Here is a 22,024-nt window from a genome sequence, read left to right on the forward strand (position 1 = left end):
GGTGGTATGTTCGTGAATACAGTGATTGCGTTTATTATTATTTTTGGAACGCTCGTTTTTTTCCACGAGCTTGGCCATTTAATTATGGCGCAGCGCGCAGGCATTTTATGCCGCGAGTTCGCAATTGGTTTTGGACCGAAGATTTTCTCCTTTAAACGAAAAGAAACCGTCTATACCATCAGACTTCTGCCAATCGGCGGATTTGTTAAAATGGCTGGAGAAGACCCTGAAGTCATTGAAATTAAACCGGGTCATACAGTAGGGCTCTTATTCAATGAGCAAAATGAAGTAGAAAAAATCATTTTAAATGATAAAGAGAAATATCCTGATGCACTTGTCATTGAAGTTGAACAAATTGATTTAGATCATGCGATGAGAATTTCAGGATATGAGGCTGGAAATGAAGACATTCTCACTGGCTACAATGTAAGCCAAACAAGCTTCTATATTGCAGATGGCGAAGAAATTCAAATTGCGCCATACAATCGTCAGTTTGGTTCAAAAACAGTATGGCAGCGTATTAAAGCCATTGCAGCTGGACCGATTATGAACTTTATCCTGGCATATGTGATTCTAGTGGCTTTAGGATTTATTCAAGGTGTAACCGTGGATGATCCTGTACTTGGTAAGCTGACAAAAGACGGCCGGGCAGCGCAAGCTGGGCTTATGCAGGGAGATCAAATCGTTTCAATTAACGGGGATAAAATGAATTCTTGGACAGACGTTGTTCAAACGGTTCAAAAAAACCCAGATAAAAAAATGAATGTCGTCATTGACCGAGATGGCAAAGAAAGCACCATTCAAGTTGTACCGGAAGCTGTGAAGGCAGAAGGAAAAACCATTGGCCGTTTTGGCTCTTATCCACCAACGGAAAATGGCTTTCTCAAAGTCATTTCATCCTCAGGAACTACAGTGATATCTACAGCAGGTCTCATCTTAACGAACTTGCAAAAGATTGTCACCGGACAATTTTCATTAGATATGCTTGCAGGCCCTGTTGGAATATATGACATGACAGGAGAAGTAGCGAAACAAGGTGTGTTAACATTAATGCAGTTTGCTGCGTTTCTTAGTATCAACTTAGGGATCGTGAATTTATTACCGATTCCTGCATTAGACGGAGGAAGATTACTTTTCCTATTCGTTGAAGCCATTCGCGGCAAACCAATTAATCGTGAGAAAGAGGCACTTGTTGTCTTCATTGGTGTTGCGTTCCTCATGCTATTAATGCTAGTAGTGACATGGAATGACATCCAGCGATTATTTTTATAAAAACCAATGTCTCTTGTTTCTCATTCTGGGAAACAAGAGTTTTTGTGAGAAGTCCTATTTCTTAAATGAGGTGTAACGACATGAGACAATCCTTGACTTTCATTCCAACTCTTCGAGAGGTGCCGGCAGATGCTGAGGCAAAAAGTCATCAGCTTTTAGTAAGAGCTGGATTTATTAGACAAAACACGAGCGGTATCTATCATTATCTGCCGCTAGCACATAAAGTGATTCAGCACATTCAATCTATTGTTCGCAAGGAAATGGAAAAGGCGGGAGCAGCTGAGCTGTTAATGCCAGTGCTACAGCAAGCAGAAATGTGGCAAGAGTCAGGAAGATGGTATACATACGGTCCAGAACTCATGCGTATGAAAGATCGCCACGGCCGCGAGTTTGCACTTGGCCCAACACACGAAGAAGTGATCACATCACTCGTACGCAGTGAAGTAAAATCGTATAAAAAGCTTCCTTTGACACTATATCAAATCCAATCTAAATTCCGTGATGAACAAAGACCTCGCTTTGGGTTATTGCGCGGACGTGAATTTATTATGAAGGACGCCTATTCATTCCACTCTTCATCAGAGAGCCTTGATGACACATACAACAAAATGTTTACAGCTTACTCAAATGTCTTTTCAAAAGTAGGTCTTAACTTTAGACCAGTCATTGCCGATTCTGGTGCAATGGGAGGAAAAGATACACATGAGTTTATGGCACTGTCAGAAGTAGGGGAAGATACAATCGCATACTCTGACACCTCTTCTTACGCTGCGAACATTGAAATGGCTGAGGCTGTGTATCACGGAGAAGAAGCAAACCCTGCGGACTTCAAAGAACTTGAGAAAGTTCACACGCCGCAGGTGAAGACGATACAAGATGTTGCGGCATTCTTAGAAGTGGCTCCTTCTACATGTATCAAATCTGTCTTGTTTAAAGCGGACGACGCGTATGTACTTATCTTGACAAGAGGCGATCATGAAGTAAATGATGTGAAAGTGAAGAACTTAGTTGGAGCACAGCTTGTAGAGCTTGCTTCACGTGAGGAAGTACTAGACGTGATCGGAACAGAACCAGGATTTGTTGGACCGGTGAAACTTGAAGCGGAAGTAACGATTTATGCAGACCACGCTGTAAAAGGAATGACAAATGCAGTTGCAGGTGCAAATGAATCGGATTATCACTATGTCAATGTCAATCCTACTCGTGATCTGTCAGTAAAGGAATATACAGATCTTCGCTTGATTCAAGAAGGAGACGTTTCTCCAGATGGTGAAGGCACGATCCAGTTTGCAAAAGGAATTGAAGTAGGACAAGTCTTTAAACTAGGCACGCGTTATTCAGAGGCAATGGATGCAACATACCTCGATGAAAATGGACGTGCGCAGCCAATGATCATGGGCTGCTATGGTATTGGAATTTCTAGAACCCTTTCTGCAATTGTTGAACAGCATCATGATGACAAGGGGATTATTTGGCCAGAAACAGTTGCGCCATATGATCTTCATCTACTTGCCTTAAATATGAAAAACGATGCACAAAAGGAACTGGCTGAAACGCTGTATGAGCGTTTACAGGAAGAGGGCTATGATGTCCTTTTCGATGACCGCCAAGAGCGTGCAGGCGTCAAATTTGCCGACAGTGATTTAATTGGACTGCCAATTCGCATTAGCTGCGGGAAACGTTCAGAAGAAGGTATTGTCGAAGTGAAATTCAGAAAATCAGGTGAATCACACGAAGTATCTGTTGATGAACTGATTTCATTTATACGCCAAGCATAAAAAACGAACAAAAAAATGAAGGTACCTCCTGCAAAAAAGAGGTACCTTTCTGATTTGCAAAAGGAGGGTCCTGTCTTGGATGAACAATTACCGATTACCCGGCGGCAATTTCATATATTACTCAATCAGATTCAAATGACAGATGATGACCTCAGTCGTTACTTTGAAGAAGGCGAGATCGTCAAATTGACGGTGCATAAGGCGGCAAAAACGTGGCATTTCCAATTTAAATTTAAGGCGCTTTTACCTTACAAAGTATATGCAATGTTTTTAAGCAGGCTGACAAATGCATTTTCTCATATCGCACAAGTCACTTGTACGATTGAAGTCAATGATCCGCACATATCTGAAGAGCTCGTTCAATCGTATTGGTCACATTGTGTGGAAGAGCTTCAAGGAATTTCTCCCCCAATCATCAGCTTGCTTCAACAGCAAAAACCAGCGCTGTCTGGACATAAGATCATCATCAAAACAAAAAGCGAAACTGAGGCTCTGGCCATCAAGAAGAAATACAGCCCAATGCTTCAGGCTGCATTTAAACAAGTTGGTTTTCCAGAACTTCAATTTGATACAGAAATTTTTGTATCAGATCAAGAGATTCAGAAGTTCAGAGAACAAAAACTTGCTGAAGATCAAGAAAAAGCCATGCAAGCCCTTGTTGAGATGGAGAAGAAGGAAAGTGAGGATCAAGAGGAAGCTCCTTCTGGCCCTCTGATGATTGGCTATCAAATTAAAGACAATGAAGAAATACGTACGCTTGATAGTATTATGGACGAAGAAAGACGAATCACCGTCCAAGGGTACGTGTTCGATGCAGAAACGCGCGAACTAAAAAGCGGCAGAACCCTTTGTATCTTTAAAATCACCGATTATACGAATAGTATTTTGATCAAAATGTTTGCGAGAGAAAAAGAAGATGCTCAGCTCATGAAATCCTTGAAAAAAGGGATGTGGGTCAAAGCAAGAGGAAGCATTCAAAACGATACGTTTGTGAGAGATCTTGTCATGATCGCAAATGACGTCAATGAAATGAAACCTCAGCTGAAAGAAGATACTGCACCAGAGGGAGAAAAGCGCATTGAGCTTCATTTGCATTCTCCAATGAGCCAGATGGATGCTGTTACTGGTATCGGTAGACTTGTTGAACAAGCAAAAAAATGGGGGCATGAGGCCATTGCCCTGACAGATCACGCCGTTGTACAGTCCTTTCCAGATGCGTATGCAGCAAGTAAAAAGCATGGCATTAAAATGATGTACGGGGTGGAAATCAATTTAGTCGACGACGGGGTGCCGATTGCGTATAATCCAGAGCACCGCTTGTTAGAAGATGCGACGTTTGTCGTATTTGATGTTGAGACAACAGGACTCTCTGCTGTTTATGATACGATCATTGAGCTTGCAGCCGTGAAAATTAAAGGCGGGGAAATCATTGACCGCTTTGAGGCATTTGCAAATCCTCATCATCCGTTATCAGCGACAACCATTGAATTAACCGGTATCACGGATGACATGGTGAGAGATGCACCAGATGTGGTCGATGTTGTTCGGGATTTCAAAGAGTGGATTGGACAAGATATCCTTGTTGCTCACAATGCAAGCTTTGATATGGGCTTTTTAAATGCAGCATATAAGCGACTGTTAAAAACAGATAAAGCGTCAAACCCTGTCATTGATACACTAGAACTTGGCCGATTCCTTTATCCTGAATTTAAAAATCACCGGCTGAACACGCTGTGTAAAAAGTTCGATATTGAACTCACGCAGCATCACCGGGCGATTTATGATGCTGAAGCAACTGGGTACCTCATGCTGAAGATGCTAAAGGATGCGGCTGAAAAAGAGATTGCCTACCACGATCAATTGAATGAAAACATGGGGCAGTCCAATGCGTATCAGCGCTCACGTCCTTACCATGCAACGGTGATTGCACAAAATGAGACGGGTCTAAAGAATTTATTTAAGCTTGTTTCACTTTCTCATATTCATTATTTCTATCGTGTGCCGCGTATCCCTCGCTCACAGCTTGAGAAATGTCGAGAAGGTTTAATTGTTGGGTCTGCTTGTGATAAGGGTGAAGTGTTTGAAGGGATGATGCAGAAGTCACCTGATGAGGTAGAAGACATTGCCGCATTTTACGACTATTTAGAAGTTCATCCGCCAGAAGTGTATCAGCATTTACTCCAGCTGGAGCTTGTTCGGGATGAACGTGCATTAAAAGAGATCATCACAAACATTGTGAAACTTGGTGAAAAACTGAATAAACCAGTCGTGGCGACTGGAAATGTGCACTACCTGCATCCAGAAGACAAAATTTATCGGAAAATCTTAATTTCATCACAAGGCGGGGCGAATCCGCTTAACCGTAATGAACTGCCAAAAGTTCATTTTAGAACAACTGATGAAATGCTAGAAGCCTTCTCTTTCCTAGGGGACGAAAAGGCGAAAGAGATTGTCGTGACGAATACGCAAAAAGTATCTGAGATGGTCGAAAGTATTAAACCAATCAAAGACGACCTTTATACACCAAAAATCGAAGGTGCAGATGAAGAAATTCGGGAAATGAGCTATAACATGGCTCGCAGCATCTACGGTGACAATTTACCGAAAATTGTAGAAGACCGAATAGAGAAAGAATTAAAGAGTATTATTGGTCACGGTTTTGCTGTTATTTATTTAATTTCTCATAAGCTTGTTAAAAAATCACTTGATGATGGATATCTAGTTGGTTCAAGGGGATCAGTTGGTTCATCCCTCGTTGCGACATTAACAGAGATTACAGAAGTGAACCCGCTTGCGCCGCACTATGTATGTCCAAACTGCAAGCATTCTGAGTTCTTTAATGACGGATCGGTTGGCTCAGGATTTGACCTTCCTGATAAAGACTGTCCTGAATGCGGCACGCCGTATAAAAAAGACGGACACGATATTCCGTTTGAAACGTTCTTAGGTTTTAAAGGAGATAAAGTGCCTGATATCGACTTGAACTTCTCAGGAGAATATCAGCCGATTGCCCATAACTATACGAAAGAGCTGTTTGGTGAAGAGTATGTATACCGCGCAGGTACAATCGGTACCGTTGCAGAAAAAACGGCATATGGTTACGTGAAAGGCTACGCAGGAGATCATAACCTTCATATGAGAGGTGCTGAAATTGACCGGCTCGTACAGGGCTGTACAGGGGTCAAACGGACAACGGGCCAACATCCAGGCGGTATTATCGTAGTGCCGGATTATATGGACATTTACGATTTCTCACCAATTCAATATCCAGCAGATGCGACAGGTTCTGATTGGAAAACGACGCATTTTGATTTCCATTCAATCCATGATAACTTGCTGAAACTAGATATTCTTGGGCACGATGATCCAACGGTCATTCGGATGCTTCAGGACTTGAGCGGAATTGATCCAAAAACGATTCCGACAGACGATCCTGAGGTCATGAAAATCTTCCAAGGAACGGAACCTCTTGGAGTCACAGAAGAACAAATTGGATGTAAAACGGGAACACTTGGTATCCCAGAGTTTGGCACAAGGTTTGTTCGTCAGATGCTTGAGGATACAAAACCAACAACCTTCTCTGAGCTTGTTCAGATCTCTGGTCTATCTCACGGTACAGATGTATGGCTCGGCAACGCCCAAGAGCTGATTCATAATAAAACGTGTGAACTAAGTGAAGTGATTGGCTGTCGTGACGATATTATGGTATATCTGATTTATCAAGGTTTAGAGCCGTCACTCGCCTTTAAAATCATGGAATCTGTTCGTAAAGGGAAGGGGCTTCCTCCTGAATGGGAAGAAGAAATGAAGAATAATAACGTACCAAACTGGTACATTGATTCTTGTAAAAAGATTAAATACATGTTCCCTAAAGCCCACGCGGCTGCTTATGTATTAATGGCCGTTCGGATCGCTTATTTCAAGGTGCACCATGCACTTCTGTACTACGCGGCTTATTTTACCGTTCGTGCAGATGACTTTGATATCGAAACGATGACAAAAGGATCGAATGCGATTCGAGCGGTCATGGACGATATTAACTCAAAAGGTCTTGATGCATCACCGAAAGAGAAGAACCTATTAACTGTACTAGAGCTTGCACTTGAAATGTGTGAAAGAGGCTATCACTTTAAAAAAGTAGACCTATACCGATCAAGTGCCACTGAGTTTATCATTGATGGAGACGGGTTAATCCCGCCATTCAATTCCATCCCTGGACTTGGAACAAACGTTGCGTTAAATATTGTACGTGCACGCCAAGATGGTGAATTCCTTTCAAAAGAAGATTTACAAAAACGAGGAAAAGTGTCTAAGACCATCCTTGAGTATTTGGATCGTCAAGGCTGCTTAGAAGCACTTCCTGATCAAAACCAGCTTTCTTTGTTCTAATGTGAAAAATGAAGAGCGCCCTTAAAGGGCGTTCTTTTTATATATACAATAAAATTATTATGTAAACTAAAATATTTTAACTGGAATTATTTTCTTGTTGGTTCATATATCTTGATTTAACGTCGTGTTTTGAGAGAAGAGATTGTATGTCATTCTTTCTACCTAAATAGAGCTTAAAAGAGAATTTAGCCGTCTGAAATGTTCTCATACGACATATGATCATTTTGGGTACAGTCACATGAAGAATCAAGAGAAAACCCTCGGTGAGCGTCAAACTGATGGCTGTTTACTATGCACATTTTTGAAACACGCTTGATTCTTTTCAACACTGTACAAAACACGAACGGAGTGGCAAGGAGGTGGTCATTTCTTGTTCAATATTTCACGTTTTAAAAAAAGAAAGGGTGAGAAGTAGGTACATGTCAGATTACAACTATGTAGAGGTGCTTCAAAAATCAATTTTGTTTTACGAAGCCCAGCGTTCCGGAAAGCTTCCTGAAAGCAATCGTCTTAACTGGCGAGGGGATTCTGGACTAGAGGATGGGAAAGATGTTGGTCATGATTTAACAGGCGGCTGGTACGATGCTGGTGATCATGTGAAGTTTGGGCTTCCGATGGCTTACTCTGCAGCCGTGCTTGCATGGACAGTCTATGAGTACCGAGAAGCTTACGAAAAGGCAGAGCTGCTTGATGATATGTTAGATCAGATCAAGTGGGCAACCGATTATTTTTTGAAAGCCCATACAGGTCCAAATGAATTTTGGGCACAAGTAGGTGATGGGAACGCTGATCATGGCTGGTGGGGTCCAGCAGAAGTGATGCCGATGAACCGGCCGGCATTTAAAATTGATGAACATTGCCCAGGAACAGAAGTAGCCGCACAAACCGCAGCCGCTTTAGCAGCGGGTTCAATTATTTTTAAAGAAACAGACGCGCCATATGCAGCAAAGCTTCTCACCCATGCAAAGCAGCTTTATGCATTTGCTGACCAATATCGCGGTGAGTATACAGATTGTGTCACCAATGCGCAGCCATTTTATAACTCCTGGAGCGGCTATATTGATGAGCTCATTTGGGGTGGAATATGGCTGTACTTGGCGACAAATGACCAGACCTATTTAAACAAAGCACTAAAAGCAGTAGAAGAATGGCCGAAGGATTGGGATTATACGTTTACGATGTCGTGGGACAATACCTTTTTTGCTTCGCAAATTTTACTTGCGAGAATCACAAAGGAGAAAAGATTTATCGAATCGACAGAGCGTAATCTCGATTATTGGTCCACGGGTTTTGTTCAAAATGGAAAAGTAGAAAGAATCACTTATACGCCTGGCGGACTAGCGTGGTTAGATCAATGGGGGTCACTTCGTTATACAGCAAATGCCGCATTTTTAGCGTTTGTATACGCAGATTGGATCTCCGACCAAGAAAAAAAGAATCGATATCAAACGTTTGCGATCAGGCAAACACACTATATGTTAGGGGATAATCCGCAAAATAGAAGCTATGTCGTTGGATTTGGCAAAAATCCGCCGATGCATCCACACCATCGAACTGCACATGGCTCATGGTCTAATCAGCTGACAACTCCTTCTTCTCATCGGCACACGCTTTATGGAGCGCTTGTTGGGGGGCCTAATGCACAGGATCAGTATACCGATGACATCTCTGACTATGTATCAAACGAGGTAGCAACAGACTATAATGCCGCCTTTACTGGAAATGTAGCCAAAATGGTGCAGCTGTTTGGTCAGGGGCAGTCAAAGCTGCCGAATTTTCCGCCTAAAGAAAAAGTGGAAGATGAGTTTTTTGTAGAGGCAGCTGTCATGAGTAACGATACAACATCTACTCAGATCAAAGCCATTCTATACAATCGATCAGGCTGGCCGGCAAGAAGTAGTCAATCACTTTCTTTTAGATATTATGTCAATCTGGGCGAGATATTTGCGAAGGGATTCACTGATAAAGATATTCAAGTGACAGCTGTCTACAATGAAGGCGCTTCCTTATCTCCGTTAACGGTGTATGACGCATCATCCCATATCTATTTTACAGAAATCGATTTTACTGGCGTAGCTATTTTTCCAGGAGGCGAATCGCTTCATAAGAAGGAAATACAGTTCCGGTTATCTGCGCCAAATGGTGCGAATATATGGGATGCCTCAAATGATTATTCCTTTCAAGGATTAACATCCAATATGCAGAAAACAGCGAGAATTCCTGTTTTTGATCAAGGTATTTTAGCATTTGGTACGCTTCCGAATAAATAAATATAAAGGGTGAGGACATGACAAATAAAGAACGGTTTTTAACGCTTTATCATCAAATGAAAAACGATGCGAATGGGTATTTTTCAAAAGAAGGCATTCCGTATCATTCCGTTGAGACACTCATTTGCGAGGCGCCTGATTACGGGCATATGACAACTTCAGAAGCTTACAGCTACTGGTTATGGCTTGAAGTATTGTATGGGCATTACACAGGCGATTGGAGCAAACTAGAAGCTGCTTGGGATAATATGGAGAAGTTTATCATTCCAGTAAACGAAGATGGACATGACGAACAGCCGCATATGAGCTCTTACAATCCATCTAGCCCAGCCACATACGCTTCAGAAAAACCATATCCAGATCAATATCCGAGCCAGTTGACGGGTGCTCGCCCTGCTGGTCAAGATCCGATTGATCATGAACTGAGGTCAACTTACGGAACGAATGAAACGTATTTAATGCACTGGCTTCTTGATGTAGACAACTGGTATGAATATGGGAATTTGCTCAACCCATCACATACAGCCGCATATGTAAACACATTCCAGCGGGGTCCTCAAGAATCCGTATGGGAGGCTATTCCTCATCCATCACAAGATGATAAAACGGCCGGAAAGCCCAATGAAGGTTTCATGAGCTTGTTCACAAAAGAAAATCAAGCGCCAGCCGCCCAGTGGCGCTACACAAATGCGACGGACGCTGATGCACGTGCGATACAGGCAATGTATTGGGCAAAGGAACTTGGCTATAATGGGTCAGCCTATCTTGATAAAGCGAAAAAGATGGGTGATTTCCTTCGTTACGGAATGTACGATAAATATTTTCAAACAATCGGAAGCGGCAAGCAAGGTAATCCGTATCCTGGAAATGGAAAAAGTGCATGTCATCACTTAATGGCATGGTATACCTCTTGGGGCGGGGGACTTGGAGAATATGCGAATTGGTCATGGCGTATCGGAGCGAGCCATTGTCATCAAGGGTATCAAAACCCAGTCGCTGCCTACGCTTTATCCTCAGATAAGGGAGGCTTAAAGCCATCGTCACCGACTGGTGCAAGTGATTGGGAAAAGACGTTAAAGAGACAGCTTGAATTTTACGTCTGGCTTCAATCAAAAGAGGGAGCGATTGCAGGAGGTGCTACCAACAGCTGGAATGGAGACTATAGCGCTTATCCAGCAGGAAGAAGCACATTTTATGATATGGCTTATGAAGATGCGCCTGTTTACCATGATCCTCCGTCCAATAACTGGTTTGGAATGCAAGCATGGCCGATTGAGCGTGTAGCAGAGCTTTATTATATCTTTGCAAAAGATGGCGACAAAACATCTGAAAATTTCCAAATGGCCAAATCTGTCATCACAAAATGGGTCAACTATTCACTAGATTATATTTTTATTGGCACTCGTCCTGTGTCGGATCAAGATGGATATTTTTTAGATGGTCAGGGTCAAAGAATTCTAGGGGGGACAAATGTTGCTGTTGCTACGACGAGTGCACCTGGAGAGTTTTGGATTCCTGGGAATATAGAATGGAGCGGCCAGCCTGACACTTGGAGCGGGTTCCAATCTGCAACAGGTAATCCAAATTTAACGGCAGTTACAAAAGATCCTACTCAAGATACTGGTGTACTGGGCAGTCTCATCAAAGCACTCACATTCTTTGCTGCTGCAACACAGAAAGAGACAGGAAACTACACAGCACTTGGCATAAGAGCAAAAGAGGCAGCGGCACAGCTCCTTGAGGTTGCGTGGAATTACAATGATGGCGTAGGGATTGTTACAGAGGAAGACAGAGAAGACTACCACCGTTTCTTTAAAAAAGAAGTGTACTTCCCAAATGGCTGGAATGGAACATTTGGTCAAGGAAATCAGATCCCTGGTTCCAGCACCATTCCTTCTGACCCGCAGCGAGGAGGGAACGGAGTGTATACGAGCTTTGCAGATCTTCGTCCGAAAATCAAGCAAGACCCAGCTTGGTCAGCACTAGAGAGTAAGTATCAAGCATCTTTTAATGAAGCAACAGGCAAATGGGAAAACGGAGCGCCAAGTTTCACCTATCACCGTTTCTGGTCGCAAGTTGATATGGCTACCGCTTATGCAGAATACCATCGTCTCATAAACGAATAGAACCTAGTGCAGCTGCCGGCATTTTTAGCCGGCGGTTTCCTCATAAGATAAATGAATAGAAAGCAAAGGTGATGTCATCATGGTTAATAAGAAAGAATTTATGAATCATTCATTCAATGGCGGATCAGAGGAACAAGAAAATCAAAGCTGGAGAAAAGAAGCAAATGATCGAATCTTACAACATAGACAAAGGGAACTTATCATAAACGTCATCAATAAGGAACAAAAGCCAGTTGCCGGAATAGAGGTGGAAATAAAACAAATCAGACATGAATTTGCATTTGGCTCAGCGATGAATGACCAAGTGTTATTCAACCAAACTTACGCTGATTTTTTTGTTCAACATTTTAATTGGGCTGTGTTTGAAAATGAGGCGAAATGGTATGCAAATGAGCCGGAAAGAGGGAGAATTACCTACGAAAAAGCAGATGCAATGCTGAATTTCGCGAATAGACATCAAATTCCAGTGAGAGGTCACGCCTTATTTTGGGAGGTAGAGGATGCGAATCCAAACTGGCTGAAATCATTACCGAATCACGAAGTATATGAAGCCATGAAAAGGCGGCTTGAGCATGCAGGCAATCATTTCAAAGGGAAATTCCGTCATTGGGATGTAAACAATGAAATGATGCATGGTTCATTTTTTAAAGACCGGTTTGGGAAACAGATTTGGAAGTGGATGTATGAAGAAACGAAAAAAATAGATCCTCAAGCCTTGCTGTTTGTCAATGATTATAATGTGATCTCATACGGCGAACATCATGCATATAAAGCACATATCAATGAACTTCGTCAGTTGGGGGCACCAGTTGAGGCCATTGGAGTTCAAGGTCACTTTGCAGATCGAGTAGATCCAGTCGTTGTAAAACAAAGACTAGATGTGCTTGCTGAGCTTGGTCTGCCAATATGGGTTACAGAGTATGACTCTGTTCATGCAGATGCCAATAGACGAGCGGATAACTTAGAAGCTTTATATCGGGTTGCCTTTAGTCATCCAGCCGTAAAAGGTGTATTGATGTGGGGATTTTGGGCAGGTGCGCATTGGAGAGGTGAGCACGCAGCCATCGTGAATCATGATTGGTCGTTAAATGAAGCAGGCAGGCGTTATGAAAAGCTTCTACAGGAGTGGACGACACAAAAAGTGGTCAAAACAGATGCGAATGGCCAAGTGACATGCCCAGCATTTCACGGGACGTATGAGGTTCAAATCGGTGAAGAAAGTAAAATGTTGCAGCAGCAGACGATTGAACTTGACTCAACTAAACAAACACCTCTTCAACTAGATATCATCGTACCAGTAGAATAAGAGATTGTGAGGAGAATGGAATGAAAACATGGGTTCAACGGGTGTCTTGTTTGATTCTACTGATCACGCTATGGGCAGGATGGTTCTCACTTACCGTAAAGGCCTCCTCCTACGTGCAAACATCTGGTACACATTTTGTATTGAACAACCACCCATTTTACTTTGCTGGCACAAATAATTATTATTTCCATTACAAATCAAAAAAGATGGTAGATGCTGTTTTTGACGATATGAAGGCAATGGATTTAAAGGTTATTCGTATTTGGGGATTTCACGATGGCACCCCTCAAGAAAACTCAGTCTTACAATCTCGTCCAGGCGTTTATGAAGAATCCGGCTTTCAAAAACTAGACTATGCGATTCATAAAGCAGGGCAGGAAGGAATCAAGCTGGTCATTCCGCTCGTGAACAATTGGGATGATTTTGGCGGGATGAATCAATATGTGAAGTGGTTTCAGGCAGGATCACATGATCACTTTTATACAGATTCTCGTATAAAAACAGCTTACAAAAACTATGTGCGCTATGTATTAGAGAGAACCAATACGTACTCAGGTGTTCAATATAAAGATGATCCTGCTATTATGACATGGGAGCTCGCCAATGAGCCGCGCGTTCAGTCAGACCCTTCGGGAGATATACTAGTAAACTGGGCAGATGAAATGAGTGCATGGATCAAATCAATTGACTCGAATCATCTTGTTGCTGTAGGAGACGAAGGGTTCTTTCGCATAACAGGTCATGACGACTGGTTTTACAGTGGAGGAGAAGGTGTTGATTGGGATCGTTTGACTGCTCTCCCTCATATTGATTATGGAACCTATCATTTATACCCGGATCACTGGAATCAGTCTGCTGCATGGGGAGTGAAATGGATCAAAGATCATATCACCCAAGGAAACGCAATCGGAAAACCTGTTGTATTAGAAGAGTTTGGCTATCAAAATCAAACCGCCCGTCCTGATGTATATGATAGCTGGCTGAAGACAATTGAACAGCTCGGAGGCGCAGGCAGCCAATTTTGGATTTTAACAAGCATTCAAGACGATGATTCCCTCTACCCGGATTATGACGGTTTTCGAGTTTTAAAGGAGAGCCGGGAGGCAGAAATTATTCGTGAACACGCCAAAAGAATGAATGAAAAGAACTGATGAAGAATGCCTGTTTATAAGGAACTTCATTTGCATAAAAAAATTGGATATGGTATAGTTTTTATGGAAATGCTAACGATTACCGAGACAAGAGTGGGGAAACCCGCTCTTTTGTATTGAACAGGCAATTTTTGTCTCGACATTATTCATCCGTTTTCTGCTCCCCCTGCTCACAATAAAGCAGGGTTTTTATGCAGAATGATTGATAAGAGCGTTTATCGAAAGCACAAGGAGGAAGAGAATGAGCAAAAAAGTAGTGGATATCGTAAGCGACATGGTGCAGCCAATTTTAGATGGCTTACAGCTTGAACTCGTTGATGTTGAATTTGTCAAAGAGGGTCAAAACTGGTTCCTTCGCGTATTTATTGACTCTGACAAAGGCGTCGATATCGAGGAGTGTGCCAAAGTGAGCGAAGCCTTAAGCGAAAAGCTTGATGAGGCAGATCCAATTAGCCAAAACTACTTTCTTGAAGTGTCCTCTCCTGGAGCGGAGCGCCCATTAAAGAAAAAAGCTGATTTTGAAAAAGCACTTGGAAAAAATGTTTTCATGAAAACATACGAACCAATTGATGGTGAAAAGGCATTTGAAGGTGAGCTTACAAGCTTTGATGGTGAGATTGCAACAGTGACAGTGAAGATCAAGACAAGAAAGAAAGAGATCAATATTCCATACGAAAAAATCGCTAACGCAAGATTAGCAGTTTCGTTCAATTAACCTTTTCATTGATATAAGGGGGAACCATAAAAATGAGTAGTGAGTTGTTAGATGCCCTGACTGTTCTTGAGAAAGAGAAGGGCATTAGTAAAGAAATTATTATTGAAGCGATAGAAGCTGCACTCATTTCTGCATACAAGCGTAATTTTAATCAAGCACAAAATGTGCGTGTTGATTTAAACCGTGAAACGGGAACGATTCGCGTATTCGCAAGAAAAGATGTTGTAGATGAAGTGTATGATTCTCGCCTTGAAATCTCTGTAGATGATGCAGCAAATATGAACCCGAATTACATGGTTGGTGACGTCGTTGAAATTGAAGTCACACCAAAAGATTTCGGACGCATTGCAGCTCAGACAGCGAAACAAGTCGTGACGCAGCGAGTGAGAGAAGCAGAGCGAGGTGTGATTTACACTGAGTTTATCGATCGTGAGGAAGACATTATGACGGGAATCGTTCAGCGAATTGACAGTAAATTCATTTACGTGTCACTTGGCAAAATCGAAGCCCTTCTTCCGGTCAATGAACAAATGCCAAATGAGGATTACAAACCACATGACCGCATTAAAGTGTTCATTACGAAAGTAGAAAAAACAACAAAAGGACCACAAATTTATGTATCAAGAACACACCCAGGTCTTTTAAAGCGTTTATTTGAAATCGAAGTGCCAGAAATTTATGATGGTACTGTAGAGCTTAAATCTGTCGCTAGAGAAGCAGGGGACCGTTCTAAAATATCTGTTCGTACAGATGATCCTGATGTTGATCCAGTTGGTTCTTGTGTTGGACCTAAAGGTCAACGTGTACAAGCAATTGTCAATGAGCTGAAAGGCGAAAAAATTGACATCGTTCATTGGTCTAATGACCCTGTTGAATTTGTTGCCAATGCGTTAAGTCCATCAAAAGTACTTGATGTCATTGTAAATGAAGAAGATAAGGCGACAACTGTCATTGTACCTGATTATCAGCTGTCATTAGCCATTGGTAAAAGAGGTCAAAATGCGCGTCTTGCAGCGAAATTAACGAGCTGGAAGATTGACATTAAAAGCGAAACAGATGCAAGAGAACTCGGTATTTTCCCAAGAACTGAAGACTCTGAATCTCTTTTCTTAGAGGCTGAACCAGTAGCTGAGGAATCTGACGAATAAGAGGTGATATAAAAGGTGAAAAGCCGAAAAAAAATCCCGCTTAGAAAATGCGTCGTGACGGGAGAAATGAAACCAAAGAAAGAACTGATTCGCGTGGTTCGTTCAAAAGAAGGTGAAGTGTCTGTTGACGCAACCGGAAAAATGAACGGGCGCGGTGCTTACCTTTCTCTCGATAAAGAAACCATTCTTGCGGCGAAGAACAAACGTAGTTTACAGCAGCAATTTCAGACACAGATTGACGATCACATTTTTGAAGAATTACTAGAACTAGCTGAAAAGGTGAAAAAACCAAATGACTGAATCTGAATGGTATCCTTTGCTTGGTCTAGCAAATCGAGCTCGTAAAGTCGTGTCAGGAGAAGATCTGGTGATCAAAGAAATTAGACATGCGCGTGCTAAGCTGGTTCTTCTTGCAGCAGATGCCTCATCCAACACAGAGAAAAAGGTATCTGACAAATGCAAATTTTACAATGTTCCGGTTAGAAAAGTTGAAGACCGTTCCGTTCTCGGACGTTCTATTGGGAAAGAAGCTCGCGTAGTTGTCGCTGTCACTGACCAAGGCTTCGCTAAGAAGCTTATAAGCTTGCTCGATTAATTTATTTGGGGGTGAACGAATGGCTAAAGTGAGAGTATATGAATACGCAAAAGCCATAGATGTTTCAAGTAAAGATATTATAGCAGCGCTTAAGGATATGAACGTGGAAGTGAACAACCACATGGCGACGCTTGAAGACGACACTGTGAAAAAGCTAGACGCTATCTACAAAAAAGCCAAAGCAAAAGAGACAGCTAACGAGAAACCCGCAGAACAAAAAAAACAATCATCTACCAAAAACAATGATAGAAAGAAGAATGACGTGCAGAATAATCAATTTAATAAAAACAAAAAAAACAACAACCAAAACAAAAACAAAAATAAACGCGGCGGCAACAAGGCGCAGCATCAGCAAGCAAGACCTGTGAAGCCGAAAAAAGAGCTTCCTGAAAAAATTGAATTTACAAATTCAATGACAGTCGGTCAGCTTGCTGACGAGCTTGGCAAAGAAACAGCTGAAATCATCAAAAAGCTGATGATGCTTGGTGTCATGGCAACGATCAACCAAGAACTTGATAAAGATACAGTCGAATTAATCGCTTCTGAATATGGCGTTCCTGTTGAGGAAGTGATCATTTTAGAAGAAACTGAACTTGAAAAGTATGAAGTTGAAGATAAAGAAGAAGATATGCAAGTACGCCCTCCAGTTGTAACAATCATGGGACACGTTGACCACGGGAAAACAACGCTTCTTGACAGCATTCGTAAAACGAAAGTCGTTGAAGGCGAAGCGGGTGGAATCACGCAGCATATTGGTGCATACCAAATTGAAGAAAACGGTAAGAAAATCACGTTCCTTGATACACCAGGACACGCAGCTTTCACTACAATGCGAGCACGCGGTGCTGAAGTAACAGATACGACGATCTTGGTCGTTGCAGCAGATGACGGTGTCATGCCGCAAACGATTGAAGCGATCAACCACGCCAAAGCGGCAGAGGTGCCAATCATTGTTGCTGTCAATAAAATTGACAAACCAACAGCGAACCCTGACCGCGTGATGCAGGAATTAACTGAGCATGGTCTTGTACCTGAGGCTTGGGGCGGCGAAACCATTTTCGTTCCTTTATCTGCAAAAACAGGTGAAGGCATTGACGAATTGATCGAAATGATCCTTCTTGTCAGCGAAGTAGCAGAACTAAAAGCCAACCCAAATCGTGCGGCAAAAGGAACTGTGATCGAGGCTGAGCTTGATAAAGGAAGAGGTTCTGTTGCAACCCTTCTCGTTCAAACTGGTACACTTCAAGTAGGTGACCCAATCGTTGTCGGAAATACATTTGGCCGTGTACGTGCAATGGTCAATGACATCGGACGCCGCGTGAAAACAGCAGGACCATCTACACCTGTTGAAATCACTGGTTTAAATGATGTACCGCATGCAGGGGATCAGTTCCTCGTATTCAAAGATGAAAAAACAGCTCGTCAAGTCGGTGAGGCGCGTGCGTCTAAACAACTTGATGAACAGCGTTCAGACAAAGCGAAATTATCTCTCGATGACCTATTTGAGCAAATCAAACAAGGTGATGTGAAAGATATCAACTTAATCGTAAAAGCAGACGTACAAGGTTCTGCTGAAGCACTGACGGCAGCTCTTCAAAAAATTGAAGTAGAAGGCGTAAAAGTGAAAATCATCCATACGGGTGTTGGAGCGATTACAGAATCTGATATCATTTTAGCAAGTGCTTCTAATGCGATCGTGATTGGATTTAACGTACGTCCTGATGGCAATGCGAAGAGCACAGCTGAAACAGAAAACGTAGATATCCGCTTACACCGCATCATCTACAAAGTCATCGATGAAATTGAAGCTGCGATGAAAGGGATGCTTGACCCTGAATATGAAGAAAAAGTCATCGGTCAAGTTGAAGTTCGTCAAACGTTCAAAGTATCAAAAATCGGTACAATTGCTGGTGGCTATGTCACTGAAGGTACCATTACTAGAGACAGTGGTATCCGCTTAATTCGTGATGGCGTCGTCATCTTTGAAGGTGAAGTCGACGTATTAAAACGATTCAAAGACGATGTGAAAGAAGTTTCACAAGGCTATGAATGTGGTATTACCATTAAGAAATACAATGATATCCGTGAAGGTGATGTCATGGAATCATTCGTTATGCAAGAAATCGAAAGAAAATGATCGGTTATACCGAGTGTGAGTGTATGATCTATGATGCATCCTCACTGAAGGAAAAACGTGCGGTTCTGCAGCGTATCATGACAAGAACGCGCCATAAATTCAATGTGACCATTGCTGAAATGGACTATCAGGATACATGGCAGCGTACTTCGATCGGAATCGCCGTCATTTCCTCCTCCCGGGTTCAAGTGGAAAAGGAACTTCAGCGTGTGTTAAGCTTTATTGATTCTTTTCCGGAAATTGAACGAACGATCACGAAAACTGAGTGGTTTTAATTAGAGGTGATAAGATCATGAGTATGAGAGCAACCCGTGTGGGTGAGCAAATGAAAAAAGAATTAGGCGACATCCTTGGCAGAAAGCTAAAAGATCCAAGAATCGGATTTTTGACTGTAACGGATGTTGAAGTATCCGGTGATTTGCAAATTGCCAAAGTCTACATTTCTGTTCTTGGCGACGAGAAGAAAAGAGAGGAAACCTTAAAAGGCCTTGCAAAGGCGAAAGGGTATATCCGCTCTGAAATTGGCAATCGAATTAGACTTCGCAAAACACCAGAGCTTCACTTTGAATTCGATGAGTCTGTAGATTACGGTAACCGAATTGAAAGCCTGATTGCTGAACTAAACACAAAAGATCACGAATAAGACGTTGAAATAAGGATAGGCGATGATCGTCTGTCCTTTTTCATCGTTTATGAAAGGAGAGAACGCAGGTGCAAAACGGTGTTCTTTTATTACATAAAGAAAGAGGCATGACCTCTCACGACTGTGTGTTTAAAGTGAGAAAGATTTTACACACAAAAAAAGTGGGACATACAGGGACACTCGATCCAGAGGTTTCAGGTGTTCTACCTATTTGTATTGGACGAGCGACAAAAATTGTGGAGTACTTAACAGATAAATCGAAAACGTATGATGCGGAAATCACCATTGGATTTTCTACAACGACAGAAGACCAAACAGGTGAAGTAGTGGAAGAAAAAAAGGTGCTAGAACCAATGTCAGAAGATGACATTGATGCTGCGCTGAAACAATTTGAAGGAACCATTGAACAGATTCCCCCCATGTTTTCTGCTGTGAAAATTGGCGGAAAAAAGCTCTATGAATATGCAAGGCAAGGCATTGAAATTGAACGTCCAAGCCGTCAAATTACCATTCATCGCATCGAGCGGACAACACCTGTCACATTTGAAAATGGAAAGGTATCCTTTAGATTCACCGTACTGTGTTCAAAAGGCACGTATGTGAGAACGTTAGCCGTCGATATCGGAAAAAAACTTGGGTTTCCAGCCCACATGTCTCACCTCATTCGCATTGGATCTGGCGACTTTACGTTAGATGAATGTATCACTCTTGATGAGCTGCGGGAGATCAGCGAGAAAGGAACAGTTGAGGAACATCTTGTGCCAATCGAGCGTGCGCTCAATCATTTGCCGAAATGGGAGATAAATGATACATTAGCAAGTAAAGTGGAAAACGGTGCAGTCCTACCTATGCCTGATGAATTTGCTCATTTTGCAGAGGAAGATCGTGTCGCTGTCTTTGCTCCTTCAGGCCGTTGTATGGCGATTTATATGAAGCACCCGACCAAACAGAACCTGATGAAGCCGGCGAAGATTTTATCACAGGACAAGCAATCTTAAAGAAAAGGTGACCATCTCGTGAAGACTATACATATTTCACACCCACATACATTGAATCAAAAGGATCAAGTCCCGTCTGTGATGGCTTTAGGGTATTTTGACGGTGTTCACCTCGGACACCAAAAAGTGATTGATGCAGCGAAAAACATTGCGGAAAAAGAGGGTTTAGCTCTAGCTGTCATGACCTTTCATCCGCATCCATCACATGTTCTGCAAAAAGCACGTGAACCAAAAGACTTAATTACACCGCTTGAGGATAAAATTGATTTTATCGAACAATTAGGTGCTGACTACTTATACATTGTGCAATTCAGCGAAAGCTTTGCAGCACTGTCTCCTCAAGAGTTTGTCGATCAATATTTGGACGAACTGAATGTGAAGCATGCAGTCGCTGGTTTTGATTTTACATTTGGCCGGTTTGGCGCAGGCACAATGGAAACGTTTGATGAATACGGGAAAGGGCGGATTGCTGCGACCATTGTACCTAAGCTTTCCAACCAAGACCGAAAAGTCAGCTCAACCCTTATACGTTCCGCATTGAAAAATGGAGACGTTGAATATGTGAGTGAGCTTTTAGGGAAACCGTATCAGCTGCGCGGCATTGTGATTCATGGAGATAAACGAGGGCGCACGATTGGCTTTCCAACCGCCAATGTTGGTTTATCTGCTGAATACATCATCCCGCCAACAGGCGTATATGCAGTGAGAGCGGAAGTGAAAGGCAAGGTGTATGACGGTGTTTGTAACGTTGGCTATAAACCAACATTTTACGAAAAACGTCCTGATCAGCCTGCGATTGAAGTGAACCTTTTTGATTTTAACGAAGAAATTTATGGTGAACCGATTAAATTACAGTGGTACAAACGGATCCGCAGTGAACAAAAATTTAACGGCATCCAAGAATTAACGGCTCAAATTAGTCAAGATAAAGAAGAAGCGATTCAGTTTTTTCAAGATCATCTTCATTAAACAAAAAAATCGCAGAAAAACCGCTCTATCATTTGCAAAATCGGCATATTTTTAGTATGATAATTCCTGTAGCTTTAAAACCACTTACTTGGCAGGCCGACTTCACCGACGGTTGCGAGGTAGATGGGGCTAACATGATTTGGAGGTGAAACAGGATGGCTATTACTCAAGAGCGTAAAACTCAATTAATTAATGAGTTCAAAACACACGAATCTGATACTGGATCTCCAGAAGTTCAGATCGCTGTCCTAACAGAATCAATTAACAACTTGAACGAGCATTTACGTACTCATAAGAAAGATCACCACTCACGTCGCGGTCTTTTGAAAATGGTAGGTAGACGTCGTAATCTTCTTACGTATCTACGTAATAAAGACGTAACTCGTTACCGTGAGTTAATTAACAAACTAGGCTTACGTCGATAATCGTAAAAAGCGGGAGGATTCCCGCTTTTTTATCGTATAATCACTAATATTTTATGGTTAAAATGTTGAAAGAATGGCAAAAACCCTTCTACATACAGCTTT

Annotated in this window: 17 protein-coding genes; all 17 read left to right on the forward strand. The window is 42.1% G+C overall.

Annotated elements, in window-relative coordinates:
- Positions 1-6 precede the first annotated feature (6 nt).
- The 17 genes from rseP (at position 7) to rpsO (ending at position 21,922) form a co-directional block, all read left to right on the forward strand.
- Positions 7-1,272, forward strand: a complete 1,266-nt coding sequence (rseP, locus tag NST57_RS08705) for an RIP metalloprotease RseP (protein WP_139241394.1) — start codon at positions 7-9, stop codon at positions 1,270-1,272.
- Positions 1,273-1,352: 80 nt separating this feature from the next.
- Positions 1,353-3,050 carry a proline--tRNA ligase gene (locus tag NST57_RS08710; RefSeq protein ID WP_142155057.1) on the forward strand — a complete coding sequence of 566 codons (1,698 nt, stop codon included), beginning with the start codon at positions 1,353-1,355 and terminating at the stop codon, positions 3,048-3,050.
- A gap of 75 nt (positions 3,051-3,125) precedes the next feature.
- A complete protein-coding gene (locus NST57_RS08715) occupies positions 3,126-7,439 on the forward strand; it encodes a PolC-type DNA polymerase III (protein WP_445818785.1) in 4,314 nt (1,437 codons plus the stop codon).
- A 419-nt stretch (positions 7,440-7,858) separates the two neighbouring features.
- Positions 7,859-9,709: a glycoside hydrolase family 9 protein gene (locus NST57_RS08720; RefSeq protein ID WP_341298397.1), complete on the forward strand. Its 1,851-nt coding sequence runs from the start codon at positions 7,859-7,861 to the stop codon at positions 9,707-9,709.
- A 17-nt stretch (positions 9,710-9,726) separates the two neighbouring features.
- Positions 9,727-11,835, forward strand: coding sequence for a glycoside hydrolase family 48 protein (locus NST57_RS08725; protein WP_142155060.1), 2,109 nt, complete (start codon positions 9,727-9,729; stop codon positions 11,833-11,835).
- Between the two features lie 79 nt (positions 11,836-11,914).
- Positions 11,915-13,141 carry an endo-1,4-beta-xylanase gene (locus tag NST57_RS08730; RefSeq protein ID WP_142155061.1) on the forward strand — a complete coding sequence of 409 codons (1,227 nt, stop codon included), beginning with the start codon at positions 11,915-11,917 and terminating at the stop codon, positions 13,139-13,141.
- A gap of 20 nt (positions 13,142-13,161) precedes the next feature.
- Positions 13,162-14,292, forward strand: a complete 1,131-nt coding sequence (locus tag NST57_RS08735) for a cellulase family glycosylhydrolase (RefSeq protein ID WP_142155062.1) — start codon at positions 13,162-13,164, stop codon at positions 14,290-14,292.
- Between the two features lie 241 nt (positions 14,293-14,533).
- Positions 14,534-15,007 (forward strand): ribosome maturation factor RimP, encoded by a 474-nt coding sequence (gene rimP, locus NST57_RS08740; RefSeq protein WP_008344744.1) that lies wholly within the window; start codon positions 14,534-14,536, stop codon positions 15,005-15,007.
- Positions 15,008-15,039: 32 nt separating this feature from the next.
- A complete protein-coding gene (gene nusA / locus NST57_RS08745) occupies positions 15,040-16,155 on the forward strand; it encodes a transcription termination factor NusA (RefSeq protein ID WP_003211013.1) in 1,116 nt (371 codons plus the stop codon).
- Positions 16,156-16,170: 15 nt separating this feature from the next.
- The gene (gene rnpM, locus NST57_RS08750; protein ID WP_142155063.1) at positions 16,171-16,455 is read left to right on the forward strand and encodes an RNase P modulator RnpM; all 285 of its coding nucleotides are present in this window, start codon (positions 16,171-16,173) and stop codon (positions 16,453-16,455) included.
- Entirely contained in the window at positions 16,448-16,750 is a 303-nt protein-coding gene (locus NST57_RS08755) for a YlxQ family RNA-binding protein (protein WP_007499528.1), read from the forward strand. Before rnpM ends, NST57_RS08755 begins: the two co-directional genes overlap by 8 nt.
- A gap of 19 nt (positions 16,751-16,769) precedes the next feature.
- Positions 16,770-18,887 (forward strand): translation initiation factor IF-2, encoded by a 2,118-nt coding sequence (infB, locus tag NST57_RS08760; protein ID WP_142155064.1) that lies wholly within the window; start codon positions 16,770-16,772, stop codon positions 18,885-18,887.
- Positions 18,884-19,162: a DUF503 domain-containing protein gene (locus NST57_RS08765; RefSeq protein ID WP_017359071.1), complete on the forward strand. Its 279-nt coding sequence runs from the start codon at positions 18,884-18,886 to the stop codon at positions 19,160-19,162. Before infB ends, NST57_RS08765 begins: the two co-directional genes overlap by 4 nt.
- A 17-nt stretch (positions 19,163-19,179) precedes the next feature.
- A complete protein-coding gene (gene rbfA, locus NST57_RS08770; RefSeq protein ID WP_007499525.1) occupies positions 19,180-19,530 on the forward strand; it encodes a 30S ribosome-binding factor RbfA in 351 nt (116 codons plus the stop codon).
- 68 nt (positions 19,531-19,598) lie between these two features.
- Complete coding sequence (gene truB, locus NST57_RS08775; RefSeq protein WP_341298398.1) at positions 19,599-20,528, forward strand: tRNA pseudouridine(55) synthase TruB; 930 nt, start codon at positions 19,599-19,601, stop codon at positions 20,526-20,528.
- Between the two features lie 18 nt (positions 20,529-20,546).
- Complete coding sequence (gene ribF / locus NST57_RS08780) at positions 20,547-21,497, forward strand: bifunctional riboflavin kinase/FAD synthetase (protein ID WP_017359069.1); 951 nt, start codon at positions 20,547-20,549, stop codon at positions 21,495-21,497.
- 155 nt (positions 21,498-21,652) lie between these two features.
- Positions 21,653-21,922, forward strand: a complete 270-nt coding sequence (gene rpsO, locus NST57_RS08785) for a 30S ribosomal protein S15 (RefSeq protein WP_008354438.1) — start codon at positions 21,653-21,655, stop codon at positions 21,920-21,922.
- The last annotated feature ends 102 nt before the right edge of the window (positions 21,923-22,024 follow it).

It is taken from the genome of Bacillus sp. FSL M8-0077 (genome assembly GCF_038050255.1).
GTDB lineage: Bacteria > Bacillota > Bacilli > Bacillales > Bacillaceae > Bacillus > Bacillus altitudinis.